At 58.7% G+C, this 16922-nt stretch carries 16 protein-coding genes; 10 read left to right on the top strand and 6 right to left on the bottom strand.

What is annotated here, in order from left to right; all coding sequences use genetic code 11:
* Window positions 1-43: 43 nt before the first annotated feature.
* From ACR0DO_RS00490 to ACR0DO_RS00480, 3 genes are read left to right on the top strand one after another with little or no spacing between them, the layout of a single operon-like run.
* Window positions 44-841, top strand: coding sequence for a hypothetical protein (locus ACR0DO_RS00490; RefSeq protein ID WP_480556139.1), 798 nt, complete (start codon window positions 44-46; stop codon window positions 839-841).
* Entirely contained in the window at window positions 841-1236 is a 396-nt protein-coding gene (locus tag ACR0DO_RS00485; RefSeq protein ID WP_480556138.1) for a cell division protein ZapA, read from the top strand. Before ACR0DO_RS00490 ends, ACR0DO_RS00485 begins: the two co-directional genes overlap by 1 nt.
* Complete coding sequence (locus ACR0DO_RS00480; protein ID WP_480556137.1) at window positions 1233-1586, top strand: MliC family protein; 354 nt, start codon at window positions 1233-1235, stop codon at window positions 1584-1586. The genes ACR0DO_RS00485 and ACR0DO_RS00480 overlap by 4 nt, the downstream gene beginning before the upstream one ends.
* Here ACR0DO_RS00480 and grxD read toward each other — a convergent pair whose 3' ends face one another.
* From grxD to ACR0DO_RS00450, 6 genes are all read right to left on the bottom strand, one after another.
* Window positions 1587-1949: a Grx4 family monothiol glutaredoxin gene (gene grxD, locus ACR0DO_RS00475; protein ID WP_170442531.1), complete on the bottom strand. Its 363-nt coding sequence runs from the start codon at window positions 1947-1949 to the stop codon at window positions 1587-1589.
* Window positions 1936-2226, bottom strand: a complete 291-nt coding sequence (locus ACR0DO_RS00470) for a hypothetical protein (RefSeq protein ID WP_170442533.1) — start codon at window positions 2224-2226, stop codon at window positions 1936-1938. The genes grxD and ACR0DO_RS00470 overlap by 14 nt, the downstream gene beginning before the upstream one ends.
* Before the next feature lie 181 nt (window positions 2227-2407).
* Complete coding sequence (locus ACR0DO_RS00465) at window positions 2408-2644, bottom strand: BolA/IbaG family iron-sulfur metabolism protein (RefSeq protein WP_480556136.1); 237 nt, start codon at window positions 2642-2644, stop codon at window positions 2408-2410.
* Window positions 2645-2780: 136 nt separating this feature from the next.
* Window positions 2781-4940, bottom strand: coding sequence for a phosphoribosylformylglycinamidine synthase subunit PurL (gene purL / locus ACR0DO_RS00460; protein ID WP_480556135.1), 2160 nt, complete (start codon window positions 4938-4940; stop codon window positions 2781-2783).
* Between the two features lie 170 nt (window positions 4941-5110).
* On the bottom strand, window positions 5111-7396 hold the full coding sequence (locus tag ACR0DO_RS00455) for a mechanosensitive ion channel family protein (RefSeq protein ID WP_480556134.1): 2286 nt from the start codon (window positions 7394-7396) through the stop codon (window positions 5111-5113).
* A 278-nt stretch (window positions 7397-7674) separates the two neighbouring features.
* On the bottom strand, window positions 7675-8583 hold the full coding sequence (locus ACR0DO_RS00450) for a LysR family transcriptional regulator (RefSeq protein ID WP_170442541.1): 909 nt from the start codon (window positions 8581-8583) through the stop codon (window positions 7675-7677).
* Between the two features lie 169 nt (window positions 8584-8752).
* Here ACR0DO_RS00450 and ACR0DO_RS00445 point away from each other — a divergent pair, with 169 nt between their 5' ends.
* From ACR0DO_RS00445 to ACR0DO_RS00415, 7 genes are all read left to right on the top strand, one after another.
* Window positions 8753-12172, top strand: coding sequence for an indolepyruvate ferredoxin oxidoreductase family protein (locus ACR0DO_RS00445; RefSeq protein WP_480556133.1), 3420 nt, complete (start codon window positions 8753-8755; stop codon window positions 12170-12172).
* Window positions 12173-12252: 80 nt separating this feature from the next.
* Window positions 12253-13131 carry a lysophospholipid acyltransferase family protein gene (locus ACR0DO_RS00440; RefSeq protein WP_480556132.1) on the top strand — a complete coding sequence of 293 codons (879 nt, stop codon included), beginning with the start codon at window positions 12253-12255 and terminating at the stop codon, window positions 13129-13131.
* Window positions 13132-13139: 8 nt separating this feature from the next.
* The gene (locus ACR0DO_RS00435; protein WP_170442548.1) at window positions 13140-13949 is read left to right on the top strand and encodes an aspartate/glutamate racemase family protein; all 810 of its coding nucleotides are present in this window, start codon (window positions 13140-13142) and stop codon (window positions 13947-13949) included.
* A 94-nt stretch (window positions 13950-14043) separates the two neighbouring features.
* Window positions 14044-15072, top strand: coding sequence for an N-acetyl-gamma-glutamyl-phosphate reductase (gene argC / locus ACR0DO_RS00430; RefSeq protein ID WP_480556131.1), 1029 nt, complete (start codon window positions 14044-14046; stop codon window positions 15070-15072).
* A gap of 7 nt (window positions 15073-15079) precedes the next feature.
* A complete protein-coding gene (gene ccmE, locus ACR0DO_RS00425) occupies window positions 15080-15526 on the top strand; it encodes a cytochrome c maturation protein CcmE (RefSeq protein WP_421599844.1) in 447 nt (148 codons plus the stop codon).
* Between the two features lie 147 nt (window positions 15527-15673).
* Complete coding sequence (locus ACR0DO_RS00420; RefSeq protein WP_480556953.1) at window positions 15674-16285, top strand: holin-associated N-acetylmuramidase; 612 nt, start codon at window positions 15674-15676, stop codon at window positions 16283-16285.
* Entirely contained in the window at window positions 16276-16854 is a 579-nt protein-coding gene (locus tag ACR0DO_RS00415; RefSeq protein WP_480556130.1) for a holin family protein, read from the top strand. The genes ACR0DO_RS00420 and ACR0DO_RS00415 overlap by 10 nt, the downstream gene beginning before the upstream one ends.
* The last annotated feature ends 68 nt before the right edge of the window (window positions 16855-16922 follow it).

The raw sequence follows: 16922 nt of genomic DNA, 5'->3' as shown, positions 1-16922 counted from the left end.
ACAGCCGCGACACAAGGAACCTTGATAAAGAGGTGGCAGGGGCATGAGCCAGATCGAAGAATTACAGCGCCGTATCATTGCCGCAATGGATCGGATCGGAACCGGCGTTGACGCGCTGCGGGATGCCGCACCGACCGGCGGCGGTGCCGATGACGCCCTGCGCGTGGCGCTGGATGATGAACGCGTTGCAAATGCGCAGTTGGAAGAGCGTCTGAAAACACTGAAGGATCGCCACGAACAGGAAGTCGACGCCATGCGCGCCGACATGGAAAGCCTGCGGACGGCACCGGTGGAAGATCCTGAAAACGGCGCGCTGCGGGAACAGTTGGCCGCGGCGACGGCGAAGCTGGCCTCGGTCGAGGCTGCCCGCGCCGAACTGGCAGCGGCCAAGGCGGCGCTGGAAAACCAGGATGAACTTGAGGCGCTCAAGGCTGAAAACGCAAAACTGACAGCTGCTGTCAGCGCGGCACAACAGGTCGAGGCTGAAAATGCGCGCCTTCGGTCGGAACTGGCCGACAGCGAGCGCATGGCCGAGTTGAGCGCCGAGTTGGATATGCTGCGCGCGGAACGCGCCAGCCATGGGGCGGCGATGTCGCGGCTGGACGATGATTTGCAGCGGATGCGCAAAGCGAACGAGCAACTGCGCCAGTCAGTGGATGAATTGCGGGCTGCGGCCGAAGATGGCTTGCCCGATGCCGATCTGCTCAACCGCGCCACGGTGGCCGAGCTTGAAGCCACGCGTGCCGCGCAGGCGACAGACGCGGCCGAGGCGCACGCGGTACTGGCCCGACTTGAACCGCTGTTGTCGCAGGCGAAACTGGCGGAAGGAGAGGTTGAATAATGCCCGAAGTGACCATTCAAATCGGTGGGCGCGGCTTTGATGTCTCGTGCCAGGAAGGCGAGGAGGCGTTTCTGCATTCCGCCGCCAAGATGCTGGACGATGAGGCGCAGGTTCTGTCCGATCAGATCGGCCGGATGCCTGAATCGCGGATGTTGTTGATGGCTGGCCTGATGCTGGCGGACAAGACAGCCGGGACGGAAGAAAAGATACATGCGCTCGAGGCGAAGCTGGCCGCAGTCGAGGCAGAGATGCAAGCGCTCAGAAACATGCCGCAGCCGGAACCCGAGCGGATCGAGGTTGCCGTGGTGCCACCCTCGGTGACGGACACGCTGGCGGAACTGGCCGCGCGGGCCGAGGCCCTGGCCTCGGTGGTCGAAGAAAGGTCGGGGGGATGAACTCGACCCGAACCCTCGCCTGCGCCGCAGTTCTGGCGCTGCCGGGCGGTTTGGCCTGGGCTGAGATCGACATCCTGCCGGTCACATTCACCTGCGAGGGTGGGGTCCCCCTGCAAGTCGCCTATTTCAACGCGCCCGACGGATCCAGTGCGGCCGCGATGATGGTGGACGATCAACTGGTCACGTTGCGGCAAGTCGTAAGCGGGTCGGGTATTCGCTATGAATCCGAGGGCGGAGCAGGAACCTATGTCCTGCGCTCCAAGGGCTGGGATGCCAATGTGGGCTTTCTGGCGGCGGGCTCAGATGCCGCCAGTGAGCAAGTTCTTCTACAAAACTGCAGTAGCCGCTGATCAGGCGTTCGCTTCGCGGATTTTGTCCGCGGCTTCTTTGTTGTAGCCGACGCCGTTGTCGTCAAACAGCGTATCCAGCTCACCCGACAGGGTCATCTCGGTGATGATGTCGCAACCGCCGACAAATTCGCCTTTGACGTAAAGCTGCGGCACGGTCGGCCAGTCAGAATAATCCTTGATGCCCTGACGCACGTCTTCATCGGCCAGAACGTTCACGTCGGTGTAATCCACACCCATGTAGTTCAGCACACCGGCCACACGGGACGAGAACCCACATTGCGGCATTTCCTTGGTGCCTTTCATGTAAAGCACCACGTCGTTGGCTTTGACGGTTTCGTCGATCTGAGTTTTAACGTCGCTCATCTTGCTTGTCCTCTTCACCCGCATCCGGGGCGGTCGTTTCATTCTGTGACGGGTCAGAGGACCATCCTTCTTCCTCTAACCGCCGGTGTTCGGCTTGCGCCAGGGCCAGCGGATCCAGCCCGTATCTTTCGATGCCGCCAACCTTGCTGATTTTGTCCGGGTCCGGACGCATGTCAGCGAGGTTACGTTTTCTGTTTCGCTTCACATAGGCTTCGATCAGAGCGGCGGCAACTATCAATGTTGCGATTACGCCTATCCAGAACAGCCAACCGCTCATTTCGGGCACTCACCTTTTGCGTCGTTCGTACTCGCGCCGTCTCATTTTCTTGTGACACGCCAATACCTGGGCCCGTATTTTAGCAATCTTGGTAGATCACAAAACAAGATCGCTAACGAGTAGGCAATGTCAAAGACCAGAAAGGTTAGTCGTAGCAGAACCCATCCGATCGGTTCATCCACTATTCAGGCGCTTTCGTCGTCAACGCCAGCGCGTGCAGCTCTCCATCCGGGCCGTCCATCTTGCCTTTCAGCGCCGCATAGACCGCGCGTTGCTGTTGCACCCGGTTTTTCCCGCGAAAGCTTTCGTCCACGACCATGGCGGACATATGCACGCCGTCATGCCCGCCGACCTGAATTTCCGCATTCGGAAAGGCTTCGCGCAGCAGGTGTTCGATTTCGTGGGCGCTCATCGGCATGTAGGTAACTCCTGAAGGTCTTTCCCAAGATGTAGAGCGCCAAGGCGGGGCGCGCAAGGGTGTGAAAGGGGTCTGAAAACGACAAAACCTGCGCCCGTCGGGGACGCAGGTTTTGCAATTAAAACGTGATCAGTGGTTAGGCCACGGCTTCGGCAAAGCTGCCACGGAAAGTGGCGGTCAGTTCCTCAAGCGCGGCCTCGGAGTTGCCGATGCGAACGCTGTCACCGGTAAAGCGTCCAACGGAAACCAAAGGAACACCGGCCTGACCAGCTGCGATCATCAGCGCCTCGGCCTGATCGAAGTTGCAGGCGACCAGATAGCGGGCCTGATCTTCACCGAACAGGAACTCGGTCGTAGCGTCGTCGAGGTGAACACCGACGCCAGCGGCCTCGGCCAGTTCGAAAGCCGCCAGCGCCAAACCACCATCGCCCAGATCAGTGCAGGCTTTGATCATCTCGCGGTTGGCGCGGATGAAGTCACCGTTGCGCTTTTCCGCGTCCAGATCGACATGCGGCGCGTCGCCGTCTTCGCGGTTGAAGACCTCGGCCAACAGGGCGGATTGGCCCAGATGGCCGTTGGTTTCGCCGATGACAAGGGCAACGTGGCCTTCGCGGACTTCGTTGCCGATGATCTCATCGGTGTGGGACAGCAGGCCGACCGCGCCAATGGTGGGCGTCGGCAGGATCGCCTGACCATCGGTTTCGTTATACAGCGACACGTTGCCCGAAACGATCGGCATATCCAGCGCGGCGACGGCCTCACCAATACCCTGAATGGCACCAACGAACTGGCCCATGATTTCGGGCTTTTCGGGGTTGCCGAAGTTCAGGTTGTCGGTGGTGGCCAGCGGTTTGGCGCCCACAGCGGTCAGGTTGCGATAGGCTTCGGCCACAGCCTGCTTGCCGCCCTCGACCGGGTTGGCGCGCACATAGCGCGGGGTCACGTCACTGGTGAAAGCCAGCGCCTTGTCAGTGCCGTGCACGCGGACCATGCCAGCCCCCAGACCCGGCGTGCGGGCGGTGTCGGCCATGACCATCGTGTCATATTGTTCATAGACCCACTGTTTGCCCGCATAGTTGGGCGAGGCGAGCAGGGCGCGCAGACCGTCGATCGGATCGATCTGAGGCACTTCGGACAGTTCTTCTGCCTCGGGTGTCGCCACCCAAGGGCGGTCATATTCCGGCGCGGTTGAGGAAAGCTTCGACAGAACGAGGTCGGCTTTGACCTCGCCATTGTGGACGATCAGGAAGCGGTCCTCAGCAATCGTTTCTCCGACGATGGCAAAGTCCAGATCCCATTTCTCGAATACGGCGCGGGCCTCGGCTTCAAGCTCGGGCTTGAGAACCATCAGCATCCGTTCCTGAGACTCTGACAGCATCATCTCGTATGCTGTCATGTTCTCTTCGCGCTGGGGAACGTTCTCAAGGTCCAGACGCACGCCCAAACCGCCTTTGTCGCCCATCTCAACGGCGGAGCAGGTCAGGCCCGCGGCGCCCATGTCCTGGATCGAGATCACGGCGCCGGTCTGCATCAGCTCCAGCGTCGCCTCCATCAGGCGTTTTTCGGTGAAGGGATCGCCAACCTGAACGGTGGGGCGTTTTTCCTCAATGGTGTCATCAAACTCGGCCGAGGCCATAGTTGCACCGCCCACGCCGTCGCGGCCGGTTTTGGCGCCCAGATAGACCACGGGCATCCCAACGCCCGAGGCAGCCGAGTAGAAAATTTTGTCGCTGTCGGCCAGACCGGCGGCGAATGCGTTCACAAGGCAGTTGCCGTTATAGGCCGGGTGGAACCGGACCTCGCCACCCACGCAGGGAACGCCGAAGCAGTTGCCATAGCCGCCGATACCTTCGACTACGCCGTTGACCAGCCGCCGGGTCTTGTGATGGCCAGGCTCACCAAAGGACAGGGCATTCATCGAGGCAATAGGACGTGCGCCCATGGTGAAGACGTCGCGCAGGATGCCGCCCACGCCGGTTGCCGCGCCCTGATAGGGTTCGATGTAGGACGGGTGGTTGTGGCTTTCCATTTTGAACACCACGGCCTGACCGTCGCCAATGTCGACCACGCCCGCGTTCTCACCCGGTCCGCAGATCACCTGAGGCCCCGAGGTGGGCAGGGTACGCAGCCACTTCTTGGATGACTTATAGGAACAATGTTCGTTCCACATGGCCGAAAAGATGCCGAGTTCGGTGAATGTCGGCTCACGCCCGATGATCTCGAGGATCATGTCGTATTCGTCGGGCTTGAGCCCATGTGCGGCGATCAGGTCGGGGGTGATTGCGGGCTCTTGCATCTTCTGTCCTGTGTCCAAGTGGGCCGAGATTGCGCGCCTTGTAAGGCAAGGGCGCGCCCGTGGAAAGGGTTAAGACCCGCAAGGCATAGTTTGACGCGGGCTACGGATAAAAAAATGGCCGCCCGGCTGGTTCGGCTGGGCGGCCATTGTGGTTTCGGAAGGTCCGGGGTTTATTCCGGAGCGCCGTGCGCAGAGCCAGGTTTCTGGGCCTGTTGCTCGGCTTGCTGATTGGCGGCCTCTCCGGCGGCTGCGCCGATGGCGGCCTTTTGTTCCTCGGACAGGTGATCTGCGTCATCCAGACCTGGGATCGCAACGCGTACCTCACGGCGGGCAAAGTCGATGCCGTTTTCTTTGAACGCGGCTTTGACACGATTGAAGATTTCTTTGCGCAGCGTGAACTGCTTGCCCGGTTTGGCCATGAATTTACCGCGGATGATCATGCCGACATCATCAAAGTCAAACACGCCTTGCGACTTGAAGGGCTGCAGGAAACCATCCTTGTGGGTCTCGTCCTCCATCATCTCGGCGCCGATCTTCTTGAAAATCTTCTTCACCTTGTTGGGGTCGGTGTCGAAGGGCACGGTGAATTTCAGCTTCATGATGACCCAGTCGCGGCTGTAATTGGTCAGCTTCTGAATTTCGCCGTAGGGAATGGTGTGAACCGGGCCGCGGTGGTGGCGCAGCTGCATCGACCGGATCGAGATTTTCTCGACCGTGCCGGTGGTGCCGCCCACATCTACGTATTCACCCACCCTGAACGCATCGTCGATCAGGAAGAAAACCCCGCCGACGATATCCGCCACCAGTTTCTGCGCACCAAAGCCGATGGCCAGGCCCAGAACGCCGGCACCGGCCAGCAGCGGCGTGATGTTGATCCCCAACGCACCCAAGGCGAGCAGGACGAAGATCACCGCAATGGCGGCCTGAGCGGTCACACGCAGCAGGGGCAGAACCGTCGCCAGTCGCGACCCGCCCGAGCCACCGCCTTCGCCGGCTTCTTCATCCGGGCTTTGTTCTGCAGCGGTTTGCTCTTTCGCCAAGCGGCGGTTGATCCAGAGCGAGACGACCTCGTTCAGGATGTAACCGACGGCGATGATGATGAAGAACTGGATCAGCTGGCTGCCGGATTCGGCGCCACCACCTGCGATTTCCCGAAGGTCGAGATCCCAGGCCCTTGCAATCATCAGAATGACCAGGATGCCGGCCAAAACCCGACCGATGCGAATATAGCTGCGCTTGGTGGATTTATAGGCTTTCTCCGCCACCGGGCCTTCGCCCATCATCGGTGGCTGAAGATGGCGCACCAGACCGCGGATCAACGTGTCCAGCGCCGGTGCGATCAGCAGCCAGAACATCGTCGTGAAATGTGCACCCTGAACCAGCAACGCCAGGGATGAGGGGTTACGTTGTGCCACCAGAAACTCGACCAGCAGCCATATCGCGGCAGACACACCAATGGCGAAGTATGGATAATAATGCGCCACTTCCTCGTCGAACTTGGTGTGATCGGGGTCGGTGCCCAGCATCATCTGCGACAGGCCTTCGCGGGCCTTCCAGGCGATGACGCCGATATAGATGTGGATTGCCGCATTCAGCCAGAACCCGATGCGCGTTTCGCCACCGGTAACCCCGTTCAGTTCATTGAAATGGATGATGAACAGTGTAAACCCGATCAACAGCAACAGGCCGATCAGATTTCGGTGCAGGTATTTCGCCCAGTGATCGTCTATGTTCACAAGGCGGAAATGAGGTTTGTTCGGCGCCAGGACAAACCGCGAGGCGGCGGCGCCCAGTCGCGGAATCCAGATCAGATAGAACACGAATGGCGCGGCATAGGTCACTTGTTCCGGCGTCAGAAGACCGCGTCCGAGGGCGCGGATGACAACATAGAAAACCACCAAGCCCGCGATTTCGTGACAGAAGCGGCGGAACAGATAGCTGACAGCCCCCCACAGATCATTCTCATCGGCGGCCTCGGTCTGGCTGTGCCACTTTCTTGTCAGGAAACCGAACAGCTTTTCGGCGATGTAACCAACGATCAGTACGCTCAGCACCAGCCCCATAAGGACAAACACGCCGTTGGTTCCGAACGTGCCGACGAAATTGTCGACTGCATGTACCTGCGCGCTGAAAAGGTTAGGCACGGTGACGGCGACATGCGTCCACGACGCCACCATTTCCGCCCAGATTTCGTTTATTTCCGTGATCGGATCTTCGCGGTCCGCGGCTTCGGCTGCCTTTTGTTCGGCGACCGCATCCAGACGTTCGAGAAGAATGGCGCGAACCTGATCGTCCGACATCCGCGCGACCAGATCGTCCACCTGCTCGGGTGTCAGGTCTTCGGGAATACTGACAGGGGCTGTGGAACCTGTGGTGCCGCTGCTTTGGGCCAAAACGGGCCCAGTCAGGCAAATGACGGAGATTATCGCCAACAATAGGCGAAAGGGGTGAAACATAGAATCTGTCCTCGAACGCAAGTCTTCATGATTTTTTTGCGATCATAGGTCTAAGTGCCCGAATTTCACAGATGTTTTACCAATCGAACCTGCGTGCGTTGCCCGAAAGCAAAAAAAAGGCCGAGCACTAAGCTCGGCCGTAGTCCAACAGGGAGGTATGAAGATGATGAGCGTTTCAGCATCATCGCCTTCGAGTGCTCATTTAGGGATCAGTTTATGAACGATCAAGATTTTTCAGACTGATTGCTGATCATGTCCGCTATGCTAAATGCGCATAGCTAGAGTTTTCCCATCTGCTTCAACTGTTTGCGTTGCGCGATGATCTCATCCTGAACAAAGTCACGGAAGGCGGCGACGCGCTTGGAGTGGCGCAATTCCTCGGGGTAGGCGAGGTAGACAGGAACGTCTGCGGTTTCGATATCCGACAGAACCGGCACAAGATGCGGGAAATCCTGCGTGACGTAGTCCGGCAGCACACCGATTCCCAGATTGTGCAACACGCCCTGCAGAACGCCGAAATAGTTGTTCACCGTCAGCAGTGAGCCGGGATTGTAGGTCATCAGGTGCCGCACCATCGACGCGCTTGCGCCAACCTGCGGGGCCGAGGGTGTCTGGCAGATCAGCCGGTGGTCTTTAATCTCGTCCAGAGTTTTCAGCATCCCACCATGGGTTTCGATGTATTCCTGAGTTGCATAGAGCGTCATCTGCACGGTCATCAGCCGCTTGCGGACAAGATCGGCTTGGCTGGGCTCTTTCATGCGGATGGCGACGTCGGCCTCGCGCATTGGCAGGTCGAGTACGCGTTCCTCGAGCATCAGGTCGATGTTGAGATCGGGGTATTGTTCATACAGTTTCGGAAGGCGCGGGGCGAGCCAAAGCGTTCCAAAGCCGAACGTGGTGGTGACCCGCAGCACACCAAAGACTTCTTCTTCGCTGTCGCGGATACGGGCGGCGGCGGCGTCCAGACGTTTGGACATGGCCGAGGTCGCATCGAACAGCAACTCTCCTTGTTCGGTCAGAATCAGCCCGCGTGCGTGGCGGTGAAACAGAGTCGAATCAAGCGACTCTTCCAGCGCCCTTATCTGTCGGCTGACGGCCGATTGCGACAGGTTCAGCTTGTCACCTGCATGAGTCAGGCTGCCTGCATCCGCCACCGCGTGAAATATCCTAAGCTTGTCCCAATCCATCGCCGCAACTTTCGTTATCTTTCGGAACGCCTATATGAAATAGGTAACAACTTCCACAATCAAAGGCTGAAATCCTTAGGATTCAGAGTATAAACCCTATGCAGGTCAGAAATTATGACCTAAAATGGGTGAGAAAGTAGCACACTGATCTGACGAGGGGAGGCGTCTGATGAGTCAGCCACAAATATCACTGAATGACCGCTTCGATCTGAAAAAGAACCCGATCCTTTTGAATGGCACGCAAGCGCTGGTGCGCCTGATGCTGATCCAAAAGGCGCGGGACATGCAGGCGGGGCTGAATACCGCCGGTCTGGTAACCGGATATCGCGGATCGCCGCTTGGTGCCGTGGACCAGCAGATGACGCGGGCCCAAAAGCAACTGTCCGAAAGCGACGTCACTTTTCAATACGGCTTGAACGAAGATTTGGCCGCCACAGCGCTGTGGGGCAGCCAGCAAGCTGGGCTGCGCGGGGACGGGCGGTTCGATGGTGTATTCGGTCTGTGGTACGGCAAGGGACCCGGAGTAGACCGGTCCGGCGACGTGATGCGCCACGCCAACATGGCGGGCACGGCCAAACATGGCGGGGTGCTGATGGCGATGGGCGACGACCACACCGGCGAAAGCTCGACCGTTCTGCACCAATCCGAATGGTCGCTGGTCGACATGTACATGCCGATCGTCAGCCCGGCCGGGGTGCAGGAAATTCTGGACTATGGTGTTTACGGGTTTGCGCTCAGCCGGTTTTCGGGGCTTTGGGTCGGTCTGAAGACGATGAAGGATACGATCGAGGTGACTTCGGTTGTGGATGGCAGTGTCGACCGGATGAACCTGATGTTGCCTAAGTTCGACATGCCCGAGGGTGGGCTGAACATCCGCCTGGGCGACACGCCGCACTTGCAGGAAGGGCGGATCATCGATTTCAAGCGTTTTGCCGCTGAAACGTTTTCGCACGCCAACAAGATGGACCGCAGGGTTTGGGGTAAGCCCGGAGCGAAGATTGGCTTTGTCGCCGCAGGGAAGAACTGGCTGGACCTGACCCATGCGATGTCTCTGTTGAATCTCGACGAGGATGAAGCCGAACGTTTGGGCATCACCACCTACAAGATCGGACAGACCTTTCCTTTGGATATGGCCGGGTTCCACGACTGGGCTGAAGGGTTGGACCTGATTGTTATCGTTGAAGAAAAACGAAAACTGATCGAGGTGCAGGTCAAAGAGGCCATCTTTGACGACCGCCGGGGCCGCCGCGTATATGGCTGGTACAAGGGCGGGGCCGGGACTCTGCACCGCGAGGAACTGTTCCCGACACGGGGTGCGCTGGATCCGATCATGATCGCCGAGAAACTGGGTGAGATTCTGATCGAAGAGGGCCGTGAGACAGACGGTGTCCGCGCCGGTCTGAACAGCTTGTCCGAAGCTCGCCGCGCCGATAATGCCCAGGAAATTGCGACGCGCCTGCCATATTTCTGTTCAGGCTGTCCGCATAACAGCTCAACCCGGCTGCCCGAAGGTAGTCGCGCCTATGCCGGCATCGGCTGTCACTACATGGTGCAGTGGATGGACCGTGACACCACAGGCTTTACCCAAATGGGGGGTGAGGGCGTAAACTGGATTGGTGAGGCTCCATTCTCGACCACCAAACACGTTTTCCAGAACCTTGGTGACGGGACCTACAACCACTCGGGCGTGCAAGCGATCCGGGCGGCTTTGGCGGCGGGTACGAATATCACCTTCAAAATCCTTTACAACGACGCCGTCGCAATGACTGGCGGGCAGGAAAACGAAGGTGACCTGACAGCCGAGCGGATCGTGGCGGAGGTCAAGGCTATGGGCGTTCAGCATGTCGCAGTGGTCTATGATGAAAAAGAAGACTTGAACTTCAAGGCTTTGCCTGCCGGAGTTGAAACATTTGAACGCGCCGAGCTGATGCAGGTTCAGGAACGATTCCGCGAGATCGAGGGCGTCTCGGTCATCGTCTACGTCCAGACCTGCGCAGCCGAGAAACGACGTCGGCGCAAAAAGGGCGCGTTCCCGGATCCGGACAAACGGGTCTTTATCAATACCGATATCTGCGAAGGCTGCGGCGATTGCGGCGTGCAATCGAACTGCGTCTCGATTGTTCCGAAAGAGACCGAACTGGGTCGGAAACGGGCCATCGACCAATCCAGCTGCAACAAGGATTTCTCTTGCCTCAACGGGTTTTGCCCGTCGTTCGTAACGTTGGAAGGCGCGCAAATCCGCAAGGAAGCCACCACAGAGATTGACCTGCCGGATCTGCCCGAACCCGTGCTGCCGGAAATCAAGGGCACGCATAATGTGGTGATCACCGGGGTCGGGGGGACTGGCGTCGTGACCTTGGGCGCAATTCTGGCCCAGGCGGCGCAGATCGACGGCAAAGGTGCGGGAATGATGGAGATGGCAGGCCTCGCCCAAAAGGGCGGAGCCGTGCATATCAACTGCCGTCTGGCCAACCGCCCCGAGGATATCAGCGCCATTCGCGTGGCCACGGGCGAGGCGCATGCGTTGATCGGTGGGGATCTGGTGGTGTCCGCAGGCGCCAAGACGCTGGGACTGACACGGGCCGGGCAAACCGGGGCTGTCGTGAACTCTCATGAAACCGTCACCGGTGATTTCACCCGCGATACCGAGTTCCGAATTCCCGGCGACCGGCTCAAACTGTCGCTACAGGCGCGGTTGAAGGAAGATGTCTCACTGTTCGATGCCACCGAACTGGCGCGTGCGGTGATGGGGGATTCGATCTATTCCAACATGATGATCTTTGGCGCGGCGTGGCAACGTGGCCTGTTGCCGGTCAGTCATGACGCCATACTGTCGGCCATTGAATTGAACGGCACGGCAGTCGAACGCAACAAACGCGCCTTCGATATCGGTCGCTGGGCCGTCCTGCACCCGCAGGATGTTACCGGGATTCTCGAGCCTAACACGGCGGAGTTGCCGAAAACTCTGGACCAGATGATTGATTTCCGCGTGCAGCACCTGACCGCCTATCAAAGTGGTCGTCTGGCCAATCGCTATCTCAAGCTGGTCAATGGGTTTGAGGACGAGGGTATCCGAAAAGCGGTGGCAAAAGGGTATCATAAGCTGTTGTCTTATAAGGATGAATACGAGGTTGCCCGATTGATGCTGGACAGCCGCGAAAAAGCGGCCGCCGAGTTCGATGGGGATTTCAAAATGACCTTCTATCTGGCCCCGCCCATTCTGGGTGGCACCGGGTCGGATGGTCGTGCGAGGAAACGGGCCTATGGGGAATGGTTGCTGAAACCGATGAAGCTCTTGACTAGGCTGAAAGCCCTGCGCGGGACGCCGCTGGACATTTTCGGCTATAATGCCGAACGCCGGATGGAGCGAAAGCTGATCAAGCAATATGAGCGTGATATCAAAGAGATAACGCCACTTGTCACGCCGCAGACGCGGGATGCGGTTATTGCCCTTGCGCAATTGCCGTTGGACATTCGCGGGTTCGGGCCAGTGTTGCGCGCCAACGAGGCCAAAGCCGCCAAACGGCGCGAGGAACTGTTGGCCGTGATCCGTGACGGAGGGCCCGAACTGCGCGAGGCTGCCGAGTAAATCGTCACGGGCTTGTCACGAAGCCTAGGCAAAGTTGTTGCTTAAACCTATCTTGCAGGCAGCAAACCTCGGAGACTCGAATGCCCTCGCGCCGGCACGTCGCTCGTGACATTTCCTATGCCCATTCCGCCGAAACCAGAGGCGGGAAGATGGTGATCAAGCTGATGGAAAACACCACGGGTCGCTTGCGTCTGATCAAGCGTGCGGACGGGTATGAGCAAGAGGTCGCCAAGGGACGCGATTTCTGGTCTGTGATGGTGGATCGCTATGGTCTGTCGCTGGATGTAGTCGGCGGGGCGCTGTCGAACATTCCAAAGGGCGGCCCGCTCATCCTGATCGCCAACCATCCGTATGGAATCTTGGATGGGCTCATGATGGGTCACATGCTGTCTCAGACCCGCGGGGATTTCCGTATTCTGGCCAACCGCGTGTTCCGCAAGGCCGAGGATATTGACCGCATCATCCTGCCGATTTCGTTTGACGAGACCAAAGAGGCGATGAAGCTGAACCTTGAAACCCGGAAAACGGCGCTGAGTTATCTGGGTGAGGGCGGCGCCATCGGGATTTTCCCGGGCGGCACGGTCAGCACCGGGGTCAAACCGTTCTCACATCCGATGGATCCGGGCTGGCGCGGTTTCACGGCGCGGATGGTGGCCAAGTCGAACGCCACAGTCGTTCCGGTTTTCTTTGACGGCCACACCTCGCGCCTGTTCCAGATTGCTAGCCATCTGCACAATACCTTGCGCATGGGTTTGCTGATCAAAGAGTTCAAAAAGCGCGTCGATACTCCGGTCAAAGTTGTGATCGGAGAGCCCATAGGGCGCGACGTTCTGAATCCATTGGCAAAGGACACGCGCAAGATGATGGATTTCTTGCGCAAAGCCACGTATGAGCTTTCCCCAACGCCGCTGAAGTCTTACGACTATGGCTATGAGTTTGAGGAACGGCATCGCGCCTAAAGGGGCAAATGGCAGTAGGCATCTTTGATTCTGGTTTGGGCGGTTTGACCGTTCTGGACGCCGCGCAGAAACGTCTGCCGGACGTGGATTTCCTGTATTTTGCGGACAGCGCCCATGCGCCTTATGGCGTGCGCGATGCCGAGAATATCTATGACCTGACGCGCCGCGCTGTTTACGACCTGTGGAACCGCGGCTGCGATCTGGTGATTCTGGCCTGCAACACTGCCAGTGCCGCTGCGTTGCGCCGGATGCAGGAAGAGGGCGTGCCCGAAGGCAAACGCGTTCTCGGCGTCTTTGTGCCGCTGATCGAAGCGCTGACTGAACGGCAATGGGGTGACAACAGCCCTCCGCGTGAGGTGGCCGTGAAACATGTGGCGCTGTTTGCTACACCAGCGACGGTGTCCAGCCGCGCTTTCCAGCGTGAACTCGCATTTCGCGCCATTGGTGTGGATGTCGAAGCGCAGGCTTGTGGCGGTGTGGTCGATGCCATCGAAGACGGCGACATGATCCTGGCCGAGGCCCTGGTGCGCAGCCATGTGGATGCGTTGAAACGTAAAATGCCAGAGCCGCAGGCCGCGATTCTGGGTTGCACCCACTATCCGCTGATGGCCGAGGCCTTTCAGGCCGCCTTGGGCTCGGATGTGCAGGTGTTCAGCCAGGGTGCTCTGGTGGCTGAAAGCCTTGCGGATTACCTGCAGCGGCACCCGAAGATGCAGGGTGAGGGCAAGGGCGGATTTCTGACCACCGGAAAACCCGGCACCGTCAGCGACCGGGCCACGCAGTTCCTCCGACGACAAATCACGTTCGAGGCCGCGTGACTTAGGTCAAGGACGGCTCAGCGCAATCTCCTTTATTCGAAGGCCGTCGCATCGGCGGTCGTGATATGTGACACCATGAAACAAGAGGTCTGACATGACCCATAAAATCGCAATTCTGGGTGCCTCCGGCTATACCGGCGCTGAACTGGTGCGGTTGATCGCCGAGCACCCGAACATGGAAATCACGGCTTTGGCTGCCGAGCGCAAGGCCGGGATGTCGATGGCGCAGGTTTTCCCGCATTTGCGCCACATGGACCTGCCGGACCTGTGCAAAATCTCAGAGATCGATTTTTCGCAAATCGACCTGTGCTTCTGCGCTTTGCCCCATAAAACCAGCCAAGAGGTCATTCGCGACCTGCCGAAAGACCTGAAGATCATCGACCTGTCTGCGGATTTCCGTCTGCGGGACGCGGAAGAGTATGAAAAGTGGTATGGTAACCCGCACGTGGCTTTGGAGCAGCAGGAAGAGGCGGTTTACGGCCTGTCCGAGTTCTACCGCGATGACATCCGCAACGCGCGGCTGGTGGCCGGCACGGGCTGTAACGCGGCAACGGGTCAGTATGTGCTGCGGCCGCTGATCATGGCGGGCGTGATTGATCTGGATGATATCGTTCTGGACCTGAAATGCGCCGTGTCGGGGGCAGGGCGGTCGCTGAAAGAAAACCTGCTTCATGCAGAACTCAGCGAGGGCTACAATGCCTATGCTGTGGGTGGCACGCACCGGCATCTGGGTGAGTTCGATCAGGAATTCTCGGCTCTGGCCGGCCGTACTGTGCATGTGCAGTTCACGCCACATCTGATCCCGGCCAACCGGGGTATTCTGGCGACCACTTATGTAAAGGGTGATCCGGCCAGCGTGTATGAGGCTCTGGCTAAAGCCTATGAAAATGAACCGTTTATCCGGGTTCTGCCGTTTGGCGAGACGCCTTCGACCCACCATGTGCGGGGCTCGAATTTTTGCCATATCGGTGTGGTTGGTGACCGGATCGAACGTCGCGCCATCGTGATCGGCGCATTGGATAACCTGACAAAAGGTAGCAGTGGCCAAGCCTTGCAGAACGCCAACCTGATGTTAGGTGAGGATGAAACCGCGGGTCTGATGATGGCCCCGTTGTTCCCGTGAGGACGAAATGAAAACGCTCAAGAAACGCCGTCGAGTCCAAGTCATTCTGCTGGCCGTCGTGGCCCTTTTTGTGGCCACGGGGTTGATCGGGTATGCGTTGCAGGATGGCATCAACTTCTTCCGGTCGCCCAGCCAAGTGATCGCAGAACCTCCGAAACCAACCGAAGTGTTCCGCATTGGTGGTCTGGTTGAAGAGGGCTCGATCATTCGCGGGCAGGGCGAGACCGTGCATTTTGTCGTGACCGATGGGGGCGAGAGCGTGCCGGTGGCTTTCACCGGTGTATTGCCTGATCTGTTTGCCGAAAATCAGGGCATGGTGGGCACAGGCTCCTATGTGAACGGTGTGTTCGAAGCCACTGAAATTCTTGCTAAACATGACGAAACCTATATGCCGAAAGAGGTTGTGGACGCGCTGAAAGAGCAAGGCGTTTATCAGGAGGCTGACGAAAGCTGAACGCAGCTGCGCTGCGTGCCTCCGGCGGGAGTATTTCGGAAAAGGTGAAATAGGGCGTTGCGCGCAACAGGCGGGCAGCGCCCTGTTTCATTGTTGGAATTTAACCGGGTTGGGAAACCGTGTGTCGCACCAAATGCGGAGGGTGCAATGCAGACGGTACGACAGATTGCAACTGAGATCGTGACGCGTGAAGGCGGGTTTGTAGACGATCCGGACGATCCCGGCGGGGCGACCAAATTCGGTGTAACCATTCACACCATGCGGCGCCTCGGGCTTGACCTGTCGGACGATGGGGTGATCAACGGCGCCGATGTGCGGTTGCTCAGTAAATCGCAGGCCGTCGATATTTTTGTGAAGCATTACTTTGAGTTGCCCCGGTTAAGCCTGCTGCCGAAGGTTCTGCACCCATCGGTTTTTGACATGTACGTCAACGCGGGCGGTCATGCGGTCAAGATCCTTCAACGGCTGCTGCGGGAAATGGGATTCGGGGTCGCGGTGGACGGTGTCGTTGGGCCGAAAACTGCGCGGGCCTGTCAGAACGCGGCAGACCCTGATCCGGTTACCTTGCGCGATGCCTATGGGGTTGCGCGGCGCAATTTTTATTTCCGCTTGGCCGACCACCGGCCGGCCTCTCGCAAATACGCTCGGAATCGGGCGGGTGGTAAAGGCGGATGGATTAAGCGGGCTGAGGAGTTCGTTTCGCCAGCTTATCACCTGAGCGATGCAGATTTTCAAAGGAGGGTTGCGGGATGGGATTGATCTCGAATGTCTTGACGTTTCTGTTTGGAGGCGGGCGGAATGTTGTTCGCGAAACTGCTGAAATGTTTCGCGAAAATGCCGAAAAGGGGGCCGAGCGCGGCCAGGTGTTGCAGCAACAGGCGATGGTTCAGTTTGGTCAGGAATTTCAGGCGTCGCAAAAAGGGGCGTTTGATCGGTTCATGGACGGGCTCAACCGGTTGCCGCGCCCGGCGATGGCGCTGGGGACGTTGGGTTTGTTCGTTGCTGCCATGGTTGATCCGTTGTGGTTCGCGGCGCGGATGCAGGGGATCGCCTTGGTGCCCGAGCCGTTGTGGTGGCTGCTTGGAGTGATTGTGTCGTTCTATTTCGGTGCTCGTCATCAGGCCAAGGTTCAGGATATGCAGCGAGAGATCACGGCTACGATGAAGCGCACCCCACAGGTGCTGGACAATCTGCGGGCGTTGAAAGCCCTGCGCAGTGATGGAATCGGGGCTGCCGATCCGGGGACCGATGTTGCTCTGGCCGAAAACGCGAGCCATACCGGTGATAACCCTGCGCTGGAGGACTGGCGGCGCAAACGCGCGGCCTGACCCGCGACACTATGCTCGCCCCAAAGGGGCGAAAGTGATTGGTGCTTGCCGGGCAACAGGATTATATC

This window comes from Ruegeria sp. AM9 (genome assembly GCF_056540565.1).
The sequence above is the reverse complement of the archived record's forward strand: the minus strand, read 5'-3'. Positions and strand labels throughout refer to the sequence as shown.